The sequence below is a fragment of the Leifsonia shinshuensis genome, assembly GCF_013410375.1.
GTDB lineage: Bacteria > Actinomycetota > Actinomycetes > Actinomycetales > Microbacteriaceae > Leifsonia > Leifsonia shinshuensis.
On the sequence record NZ_JACCFL010000001.1, the window covers coordinates 3,727,210 to 3,741,117 of the forward strand.

General features: G+C 72.5%; 14 protein-coding genes and 1 tRNA gene. 5 read left to right on the plus strand and 10 right to left on the minus strand.

What is annotated here, in order from left to right:
- Positions 1 to 34: 34 nt before the first annotated feature.
- On the plus strand, positions 35 to 766 hold the full coding sequence (locus tag HNR13_RS17985) for a YqaJ viral recombinase family protein (protein WP_343063607.1): 732 nt from the start codon (positions 35 to 37) through the stop codon (positions 764 to 766).
- Here the strand turns inward: HNR13_RS17985 and HNR13_RS17990 are convergent.
- The gene (locus HNR13_RS17990; RefSeq protein ID WP_179607975.1) at positions 745 to 1,503 is read right to left on the minus strand and encodes a DUF998 domain-containing protein; all 759 of its coding nucleotides are present in this window, start codon (positions 1,501 to 1,503) and stop codon (positions 745 to 747) included. The two genes, HNR13_RS17985 and HNR13_RS17990, sit on opposite strands and share 22 nt — an antisense overlap.
- A gap of 261 nt (positions 1,504 to 1,764) precedes the next feature.
- Between HNR13_RS17990 and HNR13_RS17995 the strand changes: the two genes are divergently transcribed.
- Positions 1,765 to 2,736 (plus strand): NADP-dependent oxidoreductase, encoded by a 972-nt coding sequence (locus HNR13_RS17995; protein ID WP_179607977.1) that lies wholly within the window; start codon positions 1,765 to 1,767, stop codon positions 2,734 to 2,736.
- Here HNR13_RS17995 and HNR13_RS18000 read toward each other — a convergent pair.
- The 9 genes from HNR13_RS18000 to HNR13_RS18040 all read right to left on the minus strand — a co-directional run bounded on the left by HNR13_RS18000 (position 2,717) and on the right by HNR13_RS18040 (position 10,239).
- Complete coding sequence (locus HNR13_RS18000; RefSeq protein WP_179607978.1) at positions 2,717 to 3,268, minus strand: GNAT family N-acetyltransferase; 552 nt, start codon at positions 3,266 to 3,268, stop codon at positions 2,717 to 2,719. The two genes, HNR13_RS17995 and HNR13_RS18000, sit on opposite strands and share 20 nt — an antisense overlap.
- Positions 3,269 to 3,356: 88 nt before the next feature.
- The gene (locus HNR13_RS18005) at positions 3,357 to 5,363 is read right to left on the minus strand and encodes a S53 family peptidase (protein WP_343063608.1); all 2,007 of its coding nucleotides are present in this window, start codon (positions 5,361 to 5,363) and stop codon (positions 3,357 to 3,359) included.
- A 187-nt stretch (positions 5,364 to 5,550) separates the two neighbouring features.
- Complete coding sequence (gene rplA / locus HNR13_RS18010; protein ID WP_179607980.1) at positions 5,551 to 6,240, minus strand: 50S ribosomal protein L1; 690 nt, start codon at positions 6,238 to 6,240, stop codon at positions 5,551 to 5,553.
- 79 nt (positions 6,241 to 6,319) lie between these two features.
- A complete protein-coding gene (gene rplK / locus HNR13_RS18015) occupies positions 6,320 to 6,751 on the minus strand; it encodes a 50S ribosomal protein L11 (RefSeq protein WP_055890341.1) in 432 nt (143 codons plus the stop codon).
- A 122-nt stretch (positions 6,752 to 6,873) separates the two neighbouring features.
- Positions 6,874 to 7,794 carry a transcription termination/antitermination protein NusG gene (gene nusG, locus HNR13_RS18020; RefSeq protein WP_179607982.1) on the minus strand — a complete coding sequence of 307 codons (921 nt, stop codon included), beginning with the start codon at positions 7,792 to 7,794 and terminating at the stop codon, positions 6,874 to 6,876.
- 53 nt (positions 7,795 to 7,847) lie between these two features.
- The gene (gene secE, locus HNR13_RS18025) at positions 7,848 to 8,120 is read right to left on the minus strand and encodes a preprotein translocase subunit SecE (RefSeq protein WP_179607983.1); all 273 of its coding nucleotides are present in this window, start codon (positions 8,118 to 8,120) and stop codon (positions 7,848 to 7,850) included.
- Positions 8,121 to 8,163: 43 nt separating this feature from the next.
- A tRNA-Trp gene (locus HNR13_RS18030) sits at positions 8,164 to 8,236 on the minus strand.
- A 124-nt stretch (positions 8,237 to 8,360) separates the two neighbouring features.
- Entirely contained in the window at positions 8,361 to 9,032 is a 672-nt protein-coding gene (locus tag HNR13_RS18035) for a LuxR C-terminal-related transcriptional regulator (RefSeq protein ID WP_179607985.1), read from the minus strand.
- Between the two features lie 4 nt (positions 9,033 to 9,036).
- Complete coding sequence (locus HNR13_RS18040; protein WP_179607986.1) at positions 9,037 to 10,239, minus strand: ATP-binding protein; 1,203 nt, start codon at positions 10,237 to 10,239, stop codon at positions 9,037 to 9,039.
- Between the two features lie 115 nt (positions 10,240 to 10,354).
- On the opposite strand from HNR13_RS18040, the gene HNR13_RS18045 reads away from it, so the two are divergent.
- The 3 genes from HNR13_RS18045 (at position 10,355) to HNR13_RS18055 (ending at position 13,878) form a co-directional block, all read left to right on the plus strand.
- Positions 10,355 to 11,962: a PspC domain-containing protein gene (locus HNR13_RS18045; protein ID WP_179607988.1), complete on the plus strand. Its 1,608-nt coding sequence runs from the start codon at positions 10,355 to 10,357 to the stop codon at positions 11,960 to 11,962.
- A 17-nt stretch (positions 11,963 to 11,979) separates the two neighbouring features.
- Positions 11,980 to 12,537 carry a hypothetical protein gene (locus HNR13_RS18050; protein ID WP_218881264.1) on the plus strand — a complete coding sequence of 186 codons (558 nt, stop codon included), beginning with the start codon at positions 11,980 to 11,982 and terminating at the stop codon, positions 12,535 to 12,537.
- A 405-nt stretch (positions 12,538 to 12,942) separates the two neighbouring features.
- Entirely contained in the window at positions 12,943 to 13,878 is a 936-nt protein-coding gene (locus HNR13_RS18055) for a nucleotidyltransferase family protein (protein ID WP_179607990.1), read from the plus strand.
- Positions 13,879 to 13,908 lie beyond the last annotated feature (30 nt).

The window sequence follows — 13,908 nt, forward strand, 5'->3', positions numbered from 1 at the left end:
GGCGAGTCGCCGGGGGCCGAGGCAGAATGGAGGAGTGTTCGACCGCTCCGCCACCCGCACCGCCGACCTCTACCGGCCGGGCGTGCTGGCGGACCTGGGGCCCTCCTCGTCCGCTCCGGCCCCGCGGCCGGTGGTGCCGGCCGTCCCGGGGGCGACCGGGCACCTGGCGCGCGTCGTGGCGTCGTCGAGCGATCGCGTCGGCTGGCTCCGCGCCCGCAGCCGCGGCATCACCGCGACGGATGTCGCCAAGCTGTCGACGCCGCAGTCGCTGCGCGCCGCCGTCTCCGACAAGCTGAACGGCTCCGGGTTCTCCGGCAACAGCTTCACCCGGCACGGCCGCAGCCGCGAGCCGGAGATCGCCGCCTGGGTCGCCGCGACGCACGGCATCCAGCCGTCCGACCTGCTGTTCCACGCCGAGCGCGACCGCCGGCACCTCGCGACGCCGGACGGCCTCGTCCTCCGCGACGGCGGCCGGATCGAGCTGGCCGAGATCAAGACCACGAACAAGCCGTTCAACAGCATCCCCCGGCACTACCTCCGGCAGATCTGGTGGCAGCAGTACGTCCTCGGCGCCGAGCGGACGCTGTTCGTGTGGGAGCAGCACGACCGGTTCGTGCCGATCCACGAGGAGCCCCAGTGCCAGTGGGTCGACCGGGACGACCGGGAGATCGCCCGGCTCGTGGCGCTGGCGGGCGATCTGATCGACCTGCTGCGCGAGGCGACGGCGCGGCCGGCCGCTGCGGTTCAGCCGACGATCGCTTCCTGATCCATCGTGCCGGCTTCGGCGGCGTCCGGTGCGGCGGCCATGGTGCGGCCAGGGCCGGCCGGGACCCGGACCAGCGCGAGGGCGTAGACCGCCATCCACGCGATCGCGACGGTGGTGCCGACGAGCTCCAGCCAGGCGCCGATCTCCGTCGCGACGTGCACGAGCGCGAGCAGGCCGCCCACGATGGTGATGAGGGCCACCGCGACGCAGCTCGCCAGCGAGAAGCGCGCGACCCGCGGCAGGCCGGAGGCGAACGCGACCTGGAGCATCGCGAAGCACGCCGCCGCGAAGCCGAGGACGGCCGAGACCGTGTGCACCAGGTCCTGCACCGTCGACTCGGGGTTCACCAGCGGGACCGGGCAGTACGCCGTGCAGGTGACCTGGGACGCCAGGACGAAGCACAGCGCGGCGAAGCCGAGGCTGACGGCGGGCGCCCACCGGTCCAGCGCGCGCAGCGACGACCGGACGTGCCCGCTCGCCAGCGCGACGGAGAAGCCGCCCGCCGCGATGAGCAGGAGCGCGACCTTGAACGGGACCGCGGTGGGAGCGCCGACGGCGCCGAGCTCGCTCACGTAGACCGGATACGGCACGGTGAGCCGGGCCGCCCAGATGATCGTCAGCCCGCCGAGCACGCACACCGTCCCGATCGCCAGCAGCACCGGGACGGCCCGCTGCCAGCCGCCCGCGAGCACCGGCAGGGCGAACGGCTGGCGCACGATACGCAGCGGTCGTCGCACAGCGGCTCTCCTCGGGTCGTGTTCCGGCAGGGATGGTCCTCGGACCGGGATGATTCGGGTCGAGGGATTCTATCCGGACCCCTCCTGCGAACGTCCTGAGCCGGGCCGCCCGATCCTGAACGGACCGGGAAAGGCGCTGCGCAGGGTCCGGGAAACAGACTGTTCACACGTGGTGACCCGCCTGTAACACCGCAGACTCATCCGCGCGTTTGACTGGGAGGCAGCCGCACCGCACGCGGCGGGGCGACGAGGGGATCAGGAATGCCGAAGACGATGCGCGCCGCACTCCTCGACGCGGCAGGCGACGCGACAGTGCTCCGGATCGGCGAGGCCCCCACGCCCGACCGGGTCAACGCGGAGTTCCTGGTGAAGGTCGTCGCGGCCGGCGTGAACCCGCTGGACGCCTCCACGCGCTCCGGCCTCGGCGTCTTCGACGCGATCCACAGCTTCCCGGCCGTGCTCGGGCACGACTTCAGCGGGGTCGTCGTGGAGTCGCCGTTCGCCGCGCATCCGCTGCGCCCGGGCGACGAGGTCTTCGGGATGGTGATGGTGCCGCGCTTCGGCGGGAGCTACGCCGAGTACGTCTCGGTGCCGAGCGTGAGCCTCGTCCGCAAACCGGCCACGCTCTCCCACATCGAGGCGGCCGCGGCGCCGCACGCCGCGCTCACGGCGTGGGGCATGGTGGTGGAGCTGGCCAAGGCGCACGAGGGCCAGCGCGTCCTCGTCCACGCCGGCACCGGCGCCGTCGGCCACTTCGCGATCCAGTTCGCCGCGTACTTCGGCGCCCACGTGATCGCCACCACGCCCAGCACGAACCACAGCTGGCTGCGCGCCCTGGGCGCCGCCGAGGTGGTGGACGAGGCCGCGACCGGGTACGACCCCACCGGCCTCGGGGACACCGTCGACGTCGTGATCGACCCGTCCCCGGAGCTGGACCGCGCCACGCGCGCGCTCGCGCTCATCCGGCCGGGCGGCCTGCTCGTGCTGCACGTCCCCGCCGGCGTCGACCCCGGGCTCGCCGAGGCGGCAGAAGCCGCCGGGGTGCGGGCGACCGGCTACACGGGCGCGCCGGACGGGAGCACCCTCGCCGTCATCGCCCGCCTGCTGGAGACCGGGAGCGTGCGGGTGCACGTCGACCGGATCTTCCCGCTCGACGAGATCGCGGAGGCCCACCGGGCGCTCGAGCACGAGCACACCCGGGGCGCCATCGTGCTCAAGGTCGCGGAGGGCTGACCAGCGCGCGCTCCATCACCCAGTCGTCCTCCAGCCGGTCGCCGACCAGGAAGCGCTTGGAGCCCACGCGCTCGAAACCGTGCTTGCCGTAGAAGCGCTGCGCCCGCGCGTTCTCCTCGTTGACGCCGAGCCAGATGCCCTCCGCTCCGGCGGCGGCCGCCGCGGCCAGGCTCGCCTCCATCAGGCGCCCCGCGACGCCCTCGCCGTGATGCCCGGGCAGCACGTAGCACTTGCTCAGCTCGGCGGTGGGGCGCACCCGGAGGGCCGCGCGCACGTCCGCGTCCGCGGGCTCGCCGAGGTTCACCATGGTGTAGCCGATGACCTCGCCCGCGGCGTCCTCCGCCACGAGCAGCCGCCGCTCCGGGTCGACTGTGTACTCGCCGAACCGCTCCGCGGACAGCACCGTCGCGATGAAGGCGGCCTTGGCCTCCTCCGTGGTGTGCGGCGGGCACGCCAGCGGGAACGTCACGGCGGCGACGGAGGCCAGCGCCACGGCGTCGCCGGGGGTCGCGGGACGGATCACGACGGTCATCCCGCCAGCGTAGCGGCGCCGGGGCGGACAGAGGGACGCCCCCATGCGCAGCCGCATGAGGGCGTCCCCCGTCGTCGGTCGGACCCGCTCAGTGCCGTCCCTGGGCCACGAGGCTGAGGAGGGTGAACGAGACGCCGCCGAGGCCGGTGACATCGTCGTATCCCCTGGCCGTCTTCAGCGACGTGTCCTGATCGAGCGTGATGAAATAGCTGTTGCCGCTGTTGCGGCTGGTGTAGACCAGCGCCTGCGGCGGATTCTGCGGCACGACATCGCGGAACGCGCTCGGCAGCACCCGGTCGACCGCGTAGAGCGTCGGGTTGGCGAACCCGATCGTCCTCCCGGTCGCCTGCTGCACGATCGCGATCTGGGCGGCGACGATCGGCGAGGCCAGCGACGTGCCGCCGTAGGTCTCGTTGACGTAGTCGCCCGTCGCGAGGGTCGTGTCGTCGACGATGGGCCGGATGCCGATCTGGAAGCCGGTGTACGGGTCGGCCAGCGCCGAGACGTCCGGCGAGACCCGGTAGCCGTTGCTCAGCGCCTGCGGCACGATCCCGCGCTGGTACTCCGGCGCGGAGAAGACGGCGCTCACGCCGCCGCCCGCGCCCCCGGCGAAGAGGGCGCCGGGCAGAGCGGAGGTGTACGCGAGGGTACCGTCGGGGTTCTTCACGATCTTGTCGAGCTGGTCGCCCCAGCCGGTCTCCCACGCGATCGCGCCGTTCTTGTCGATGCCGAGGCTGGTGCCGCCGACCGAGGTCACCCACGGCGACGACGCGGGGAAGTCGGGCGACGGGTGGCCGACCTCGTTGGGCGCCGCCTCGTCCCCGTGGTCGCCGCTCGAGAAGTACAGGCCGATGCCTTCGCCCGCCGCCTGCAGTTGGAGGTCCACCTCGCCCTGGATCACGTCGGCCGGCACGGCCTCGCCCACGTTCCCGTAGCTGTTGCTGACGATGTTCGCCAGCTTGTTGTCGAGGATCTTCGACATGGCGATGTCCAGGCCGCCGCCGCAGTCGGTGCCGCCCACGTAGAGGATGCGCGCGCCGGGGGCAACCGAGTGCACGGACTCGACGTCGAGGGTCTGCTCGCCCTGCCACCCGCTCGGGTACTGGCAGGCCGCCTGATCCGTGAACTGCGACGCCGGCGGCACGAGCTGCTGGTAGCTCGACGCCGTCAGCAGCGGCTCGCCGTTCTGCTGTGCGAGGCCGTTCGCGTCCTGCAGGATGCTCGGGCTGGCGTAGGCGTCGATGATCGCGACCGTCTGGCCGCTGCCGTTGACGCCGCGGCGGGTAAGGTCGGTCAGTCCGTACGCGCTCCGGAGCTGCTGCGGGGTGTAGCCGCAGTTGTAGGTGCTGTAGCTGGTCTGTCCGTTGTACGCGGGAGGAACCGTCACCACGTGCTCGCCGACGTAGTGCGAGCACGGGGTCTGGATCACCGGAGCAGTGGCGGCCTTGCGCGAGACCTGCGGGGTCTCGGAGGCGCCGATGTCGCCCTGCACGATCGAGTCCGGCCGCGTCAGCGTCCGGGACTGCTCGATGCTGACGCCGGAGACCTTCGCTCCGATCGCGGCCGGCAGCGACGGAGCCGACGACGGCGCCACGAGCCGGTGGCCCGCGTAGTCGTAGGCATGCAGGGAGGTCCCGAACACCGAGCCGAGCTGCTGCGGGGTCCCGCGGAACACCACGTACTGACGGCTGTCCGGCGTGCCCTGGATGGTGAGACCCGCCGTCTTGAGGAACGCGAGCACCGAAGCGTAGTCGGCCTGCGACGGCGAGAACCGCGCGATCCACTGCGCCGGGCTCAGGGCCTTGCGGTAGCCGGCCAGCGACGGATTCGAGACCTGCTTGGCCAGATTCTCCGCGCCCTTCAGGTCGCGCAGCGGCAGATAGATCTCGCCTTGCACGGTCTCGTCGGCCGGCGCCGCCCCCTGGTCGTTCTGGGCGGTGGCCCACGACGGGACGGAGCCGGAGTAGGAGACCCGGCCGTCGGCGTTCGCCGCGGGTGCCCCTGCCATCAAAAACGCCACCACGGCGGCCGTGGTGGCGATGATACCGATGGCCCTCTTGTGGATGACCTGGTCGGTGGTGCGAGAGTGCTTCACAACGTTCCCCTTCGCTGAGACTGGCTCGACATCGAGCCGCCGCGCGACGCGCGACAGACCGAACGTAGTCCAGCCGTTCTACCCTCCGCAAGATGGGGTAGACAGGTTCGTCGCAGATTCCGTCCCGCGGACGACGACGGGCCGGTCACCGCGTGCGCGGCGCCGGCCCGTCGAGGGAACGATGCGATCAGATCGCGTTGACGTCCAGCGGGATGCCCGGGCCGAACGTGGTCGACACGGCGCCCTTCTGGATGTAACGGCCCTTCGCGGCGGACGGCTTGAGACGGACGACCTCGTCGAGGGCGGCCTTGATGTTCTCGTCGAGCTGCTCGGCGGTGAAGCCCGCCTTGCCGACCACGAAGTGCACGTTGGCGTGCTTGTCGACGCGGAACTCGATCTTTCCGCCCTTGATGTCGGAGACGGCCTTCGCCACGTCCGGGGTGACCGTGCCGGTCTTCGGGTTCGGCATCAGGCCGCGCGGGCCGAGCACCTTGCCGAGACGGCCGACCTGGCCCATGAGCTCCGGGGTGGAGACGGCCGAGTCGAAGTCGGTGTAGCCGCCGGCGACCTTCTCGATCAGGTCGGTGCCGCCGACCTCGTCGGCGCCCGCGGCGATGGCTGCCTCAGCGGCCGGGCCGGTCGCGAACACGATGACGCGCGCGGTCTTGCCGGTACCGTGAGGAAGGATGACGGTACCGCGGACCATCTGGTCCGCCTTGCGCGGGTCCACGCCGAGCTTCAGCGCGACCTCGACGGTCGAGTTGAACTTGGCGGAACCGGTCTCCTTCGCGAGGGTGACGGCCTCGGTGGGGGTGTAGAACTTGCCGGCCTCGATCTTGTCGGCCGCGGCCCGGTAGGCCTTGGACTTCTGTGCCATGAGATTTCTCCTTACGAGAATGTGGTGCGAGCCTGGCCGGCTCTGCCACGGTGATGTCTGGGTGACGGGGAGGTCGGGCTTACGCCTCGACCGTGATGCCCATCGAACGGGCGGTGCCTGCGATGATCTTCGACGCCGCGTCGATGTCGTTGGCGTTGAGGTCGACCATCTTCTGCTCGGCGATGGCGCGCACCTGCTCCTGGGTCAGCTTGCCGACCTTGGTGGTGTGCGGGACGCCGGAGCCCTTGGGAACGCCAGCGGCCTTCTTGATCAGCTCTGCGGCCGGCGGGGTCTTCAGGACGAACGTGAACGAACGGTCCTCGTAGACGGTGATCTCCACCGGGATGACGTTGCCGCGCTGCGACTCGGTCGCGGCGTTGTACGCCTTGCAGAACTCCATGATGTTCACGCCGTGCTGACCCAGGGCCGGGCCGATCGGCGGGGCCGGGTTGGCGGCGCCGGCGTTGATCTGAAGCTTGATCAGACCGGTGACCTTCTTCTTCGGTGCCATGTCTCTTCCTTCTTTGTGTATTCGAGCGCGTGGATTCGGAACCCGCGTCGCTCTCCCGGTTTCTCGGCCTTTCCGAGACCCGGTGTCATGTCAAAACTGGGGGATGCCCTGAATGATTCCCGTCAGAGCTTCGTGACCTGGTCGAAGCTGAGCTCGACCGGGGTCTCGCGCTCGAAGAGCGACACGAGCACGGTGAGCTTGCCGCTCTCCGGCTTGATCTCGCTGATCGAGCCAGGCAGGCCCGCGAACGAGCCCTCCTTGATGGTGATGGTCTCGCCGATCTCGAAGTCGACCTCGGCGGGGATGACGCGCGCGGCGGCCTTCTGGCCCTTCGCGGCGCCCTTGGCCGGGGCCTGGTCGACCTGCACGAGGCTCTTGAGCATCGAGAAGGCCTCTTCGAAGCGCAGCGGGGTCGGGTTGTGGGCGTTGCCGACGAACCCGGTGACGCCGGGGGTGTGGCGGACGACGGACCAGCTGTCCTCGTTGAGGTCCATGCGCACCAGCACGTAGCCGGGGATGCGCACGCGGTTGACCATCTTGCGCTGGCCGTTCTTGATCTCGACCACGTCCTCCATGGGGACCTGGACCTCGAAGATGAAGTCCTCCATGTTCATGGAGACCATGCGGTTCTCGATGTTGGACTTCACGCGGCGCTCGAAGCCGGCGTAGGAGTGGATGACGTACCACTTGCCGAACTTGGCGCGCAGCTCGGCGCGGAACTCCTCGTAGGGGTCCGCGGCGGCCTCGTCCTCGTCCTCGACGGCCTCCTGGGCGGCCTCGGCCTCTTCGGCCGAGTCGACCTCGAGGGCCTCGTCGACCGCACGGTCGGCCTCGGGGTCGACGGCCTCGGCCATCGCGTCGAGGACCGCGTCCAGGTCGATCTCGGTGCCGTCCTCCGCGACGATGTGCAGCGCCTCGTGCTCGGCGGGGTCGGACGACTCCTCGTCGCGCTCCAGGACGTTGCCCGTCTGCGCCTCGTCGTCTTCGGAGGACTGCTCTGCAGCGGTCGCCCAGTCGACGTCGTCGCGATTCGTCTCAGACACTGAATTCATTCCATTTCTGTCGGTATGGCCGTGCGGCCGGTCGGGAGGCTCGGTTACTTCGGATTCCCGAAGACCCACACCACGCCGAGACCGAACACCCAGTCGAGCAGGGACACGATCGCCATCATGATCACCACGAAGACGAGCACGACGCCGGTGTAGCTCAGGAGCTCCTTGCGCGTCGGCGTGACGACCTTCCTGAGCTCGCCCATGACCTGCCGGATGAACAGGGCGATCCGCGCGAAGGGGTTGCGCCTCGCGGCGCGATCCTTCTTGGCGTTGGCGACGACTTCCTCGCTCGGCTCGTCGATTACCTTTCGGGCCACCTCGTTACACCTTTCGTGGACCGGCATCCGGGATGCCGGTTTGCAGGGCGGACAGGAATCGAACCTGCAACCTGCGGTTTTGGAGACCGCTGCTCTGCCAATTGAGCTACCGCCCTAGGGATCGTGAACCCAAGAAACCCTCCTGGCATTCGCGAAAAATAGGCGCAGAAAAGCTTGGCGGATTCAACCACCGCACCCAAGTGTACGGGACGCCGCACCCCCTCGCAAAAACGCCCGGGGTCAGAGCAGCTTGCGCTCCAGGGCCCACGCGGTGAGCTCGTGACGGGACGAGAGCTGGAGTTTGCGCAGCACGGCGGAGACGTGCGTCTCGACGGTCTTGACCGAGATGAAGAGCTCGGCGGCGACCTCCTTGTAGGCGTAGCCGCGCGCGATCAGCCGCATGACCTCGCGCTCGCGCGCCGAGAGCCGGTCGAGCTCGTCGGTGCTCTCGGCCTGCTCCCCCGCCGCCGCGCCGAACGCGTCGAGCACGAACCCGGCGAGCTTGGGCGAGAACACCGCGTCGCCGCCCGCGACGGCGACGACCGCGTCGCTCACCTGCCGTCCGGAGCTGCCCTTGGTCAGATAGCCGCGCGCTCCCGCCCGGATGACGCCCACGACGTCCTCGGCCGCGTCGGAGACGCTGAGGGCCAGGAAGCGCGTGCCGTGGTGCTCCGCGGCCGTGCGGCGCAGCACCTCCGCGCCGCCGCCGCCCGCCCCGCCGGGGAGGTGGACGTCGAGCAGCACGACGTCGGGACGCGTGCGCTGGATCGCCTCCACGGCGCCGTCGACGTCCTGCCCCTCCGCGACGACCCGGAGGCGGTCGTCCAGGTCGGACCGCAGCCCGGAGCGGAAGATCGAATGGTCGTCGACGATCACGACCGTGATCGGGCGCGGTGCGGTGTCGTCGGTCATGGTCTCATTCTCGCTCGGCGGGCAGTTCGACGGTCAGGTGGATCTCGGTCCCGGTGTCCCGGGAGGTCACCGTGGCGTGGCCGCCGGCGCGGCGCATCCGGCCGACGATGGACTCGCGCACGCCGAGCCGGCCCTCCGGCAGGGCGGCGATGTCGAAGCCGGGGCCGCGGTCGCGGACGAACACGTCGGCGCTGCCCGCGCCGGACTCGACGTAGACGGAGACGTCGCCGCCCGCGTGCCGGGCGGCGTTGAGCATCGCCTCGCGCGCTGCCGCGCCCAGCTCGGCGGGAGCGCGCAGCACGGGCTCGCCCACGCTCACGACGTCGAAGTGCACGGCGTGGTCGACCTCGAGCGCCGCCGCCACCTCGCGGAGCTCGGTGGCGAGGTCGGACGCCTCCGGCGGCGCGCCGTCCGCGCCCTCGGCGTACAGCCAGTCGCGCAGCTCGCGCTCCTGGGCCCTGGCGATCCTGCCGACCTCGCTGGAGGCCCCCGCCCGGTTCTGGATGAGCGCCAGGGTCTGCAGGACCGAGTCGTGCAGGTGCGCCGCCATCTCCGCGCGCTGCTCCTCGCGCACGCGAGCGGTCCGCTCGGCGATCAGCTCCCGCCAGAGCCGCAGCGCCCAGGGCGCGACCAGGACGGCGGCGCCGGCGAAGGTCGCCCCGATGATCGCCAGCCACAGGTACCCGGAGGAGCGGCCCGCCTGCATGCCGCTGAGCACGAGAGCGAGGGCGACGAGGAACGCGCCGGCCGCGAGCCGGAAGGTCGCGGGCGCCAGCGGCGAGGGCGCGAGGCTCTGGTCGTCGACGAGCTGGTCCCAGACCACGCCGGCGACGAGCAGGAGCACCGAGGCGACGACGGCGCCGAACGCCGCGCCGGAGGCGTCGGCGGCCACCAGGACGATGGCCGTGAGCCCTGCGGCCGCGCCGAAGGCGGCGAGCACCCACGGCACGTTCACGCGGCGCGTCACGCGCTCGTCCGGGTCGCCGGGAGCCGGGTCGCGGAGCGGGCTGAGCGCCCAGAGCCACAGGTAGAGCAGCGCTCCGGCCCCGCCGATCAGGGAGGTGCCGACGAAGAGCCAGCGCACGGCAGTCACCGGCCAGCCGAGGTGGTCGGCCAGCGCTACGCTCACCCCGCCGACCACGCAGTCGCGCGGGCGCGCGAGCGGAGGGCGCTGCACGCGCGCGCCGGTCGCTGGAGTGGTGGCCATACCTGGAATCCAAGCAGACCCGGTCCGTCCCGCACAGCGCGATCGGCGGGAATCAGGGTGCGGTCAGGGTGTCCCCCGATAGCGAGCGGACGGCTCGGCGCGCCACGATCGAGTCATGGTGAACGACAGCACGACCCCTCCGACTTCGGATGGCCCTCCCCCGTCCGGCGGCCCTGGCTCTTCGGGCGCGCAGGCCGGCAGCGGGCCCGCATACGGCGGCCCGCAGGCCCCGTACGGCGGCCCGCAGACCGGCCTCTCCGGCCGCGGCACCCGCTTCTTCGACTGGATGCGCAGCCTCGGCGTCACGCGCACCGACGGCTGGATCGGCGGCGTCTGCGCCGGCGTGGCCTACCGCATCGGGATCGACCCGCTGATCGTCCGCGGGATCGTCGTCGTGGCCGCGCTCCTCGGCGCACCCGCCGTGCTGCTCTACGCCCTCGCCTGGGCGCTGCTGCCGGACCGCGACGGCCGCATCCACCTGCAGCGCCTGTTCGAGGGCGAGTTCGAGCCGCCGATCGTCGCGATCGGCGTGCTCGTGGTGCTCTCGCTGCTGCCCTGGTCGAACGGGATCTGGTGGTTCGGCGGCCCCACCGGCTGGTGGGACGGCTTCGGCAGGGTGTTCTGGACGCTGGTCGTCCTCGGCGCCGCCACCGCCCTCATCGTCGTCGCGGCGCGCAACGCCGACCACCGCGGCTGGTCCGGGCGCGCCACGACCGCGACAGCCGCAGCCGCGCCGGAGCGTCCCTCCGATGTCGGCGCCCCGGCGGCGAGCGGCCCCGCGACCGCAGCGGCAGCCACCGCCACCGCTGCCGCCGCGGTCCCCGCACCGCCGACCGTCGCGACCGTCGCCGAGCCGACCGCGCCTCCCGCCCCCGCCGCGGGAGCGACCGAGCAGGAGGTGGCCGACTGGCGCACCCGCCAGGCCCAGTGGAAGGCGGAGCACGACCAGTGGAAGCTGCGGCTGGCCGAGGACATGCGCGCGGTGAAGGCCCAGCGCTCGGCCCAGCTGCGGGCGCAGGCGTCGGCCGCGAACGCCGAGGCCGAGGCGCGGCGCGTCGCCTACCGCGCCGCCAACCCGCGGGTCGGCGCCGCGATCGGCTGGCTGTCCGTCGGCCTCGCGCTCGTCGCCGGCTCCCTCACCGGGGCGCTCTGGGGTCCGCTGACCGGGCTCCCCGGCTACGCGCTCACCGCCTCCCTCGCCGCGGCCACCCTGGTCTTCGGGGTGACGGTCCTGATCGCGGGGATCGCCCGCCGCCGCAGCGGCTTCCTGATCTTCCTCGGCCTCCTGCTCGCCGCGCTCACCGCCCTGGCCGCGCTGCTGCCGACCTCGCCGGGGGTGCGGCTGGACGCCGGCGTCACCCCGGGGAGGACGCTGTCGGTGACACCGGCGGGGAACGCGAACTACCTCCAGGCCCTCGGCGACACCACGATCGACCTCTCGAAGGCCGTGACCGCCGCGGGGACGCCCGTCGTCAACCTGGCCAAGGGGCCGGGCCCGACCACGGTGATCGTCCCCGCCGACGCCACCGTGCGCGTGGAGACGGCAACCGTCTCCGCGGTCACAGTGACCGACCCGTCCGGCGCCGAGCAGGTGCACCGGTGCGACGGCGGCCTCTTTGGGGGATGCGCCACCGACCTCGTGGTCGGACCGTCGGGGCCGCCGGAGGCCGTCGTCCGGGTGGCGCAGATCGACGCCGTCCACATCGAACGAGTCCAGCAGTGAGAGAGAACGAGACCGACATGACCACGAACGCCGACGACCCGACCGACGGCACGGACGCCACGACGCCGCTGCCGACCGACCCGCCCACGGCCGCAGAGCCTTCAGAGCGTGTCGAGCCTGCCGAGTCCGCGCAGTCCGCCGAGGCCACCGACTCCGCCACCAGCGCCGACGACGCCGACACGCTCGTCATCCCGTCGGCGGGCGCCGTCCCGGAGCCGGCAGCGCATGCGGAGCCGCCCGCCGCCCCCGTCGCGCCGGAGCCGGCCGCCGAGCCGGCCGAGCCGTGGCTGTCCGTCACCGTCCCCGCGGTCCCGCCGCGCCCGGCGCCGTCGGGGCCGCCCCCGGTGCGCTGGGGCGGGATCGTCTGGGGGCTGCTGCTGGTCCTCTTCGCCGCGGGGACGCTCGCGGTCGTCTCGTCGCCCGCCCGGCTGGCCGGCGTCACCGTCTGGATAGCCACGCTGACGCCCGGGGCTGCCATCGCCGTCTGGATCGCCGTCGTCGGGCTGATCATCGTGGTGTCCGCCCTGCTCGGCGCCGTCAGCGCCGCACAGCGCAACCGGCGCCGTCAGGTCTGACCCCGCCCGCGGGATGAGGGCGCCGGCCGCTCAACCCGAATGAGCCGCCGGCGCCCCGGGTAGTCGTGTCCTGCCGTCTGACGTGGCGACGCCCGACCACCCTCGGCGGCGCCTCCGGGTACCCGATCCGGAACGCGGCGTCCGCGGACTCCAGTAAGACCCACGTTCCGGCGCCCGCGCGGGGCGCACTCCGGAATCCCGCCGGACACGACGCGCAGGATCACCTGAGCGCTCACCTGAGCCGTCGCCCGCCCGGCGGGACGCGCCGCCCGCGGCTGCGACTATGTCGGAGGGGCGGCCGGGAGCGCCGGTGCGGCCCCCTGCGAGTCAGGCGGAACCGCGGCGATCGCACCGGGACCTTCCGGAGGCGGGAGCCGCGGCCGCCGCCGATGGGAGGACGCGGAAGTGAAAAGCCTGGTGAAACGACCCGGATCGTGGTCGCCCTCCCCGCCTCCCCCGCCCGCGCCGCCGACGCTCCTGCTCAGCGCCGCCGTCGCCCGGCTCGCCGCCCTGGACGGCATCCGCCTCCTCGTCATCAAGGGGATCGCGGCCGACGAGTACGAGCTCCGGCCGGCGCACGTCAGCAGCGACGTGGACGTGCTCGTGGCCGAGGACGACCACCGCCGCCTCACCGCGGCGCTCGAGGCCAGGGGCTGGCGCCGCCGGGCGCACGACCCGGACACCGACACCTTCCCCGTGCACAGCGCGAGCATGTACCACCCGGAGTGGGCGGCGGACATCGACGTCCACTTCCGCTACCCGGGGCTGGAGGCGGCGGGCGACCTGTTCGAGCTGATCTGGGCCCAGCGCACGGTCATGTGGTGCGGCGACCAGCCGGTCCGCATCCCCGGACTCGTCGACGCCATCCTGATCGGAGCGGTCCACGCGATCCGCTCGCGGTTCTCCCAGCGCCACCGCGACGAGCTCCGCTTCCTCGTCGCGCGCTGCGCCCGCATGGACGTCGCGACGCTGCTCGAGCGCGCGGAGCGGCTCGGCGCGCTGGCCACCGCGCGCCCGTTCCTGGAGCAGCTGAAGCCGTACGAGGCGGGCTTCGCGTGGGGCGAGGCGTCGCTCGAATGGCGGCTGCGCACCCAGTTCCCCGAGGCGTCGGAGCGGCGGGCGCTGCTCCTGCGGCGGGCGTCGCCGCGCGAGCGGCTCTCGAAGCTGCGCCTCGCGCTCTTCCCCCCGCCCTCCGCCTTCCTGAAGGAGACGACGGCCAGCCGGCTCGGGCCGGTGGAGCTGGCCGGGCGCTACCTGCGGCGCTGGTTCCGCGGCGCGCGGGCGCTCCCGCGGGTGCTCGCGACGCTGACCGCGGCGGGCCGGGACCCGCGCCGGCGCTGAGCCTCTCCCGGCGTCAGGCTGAGCATCCCC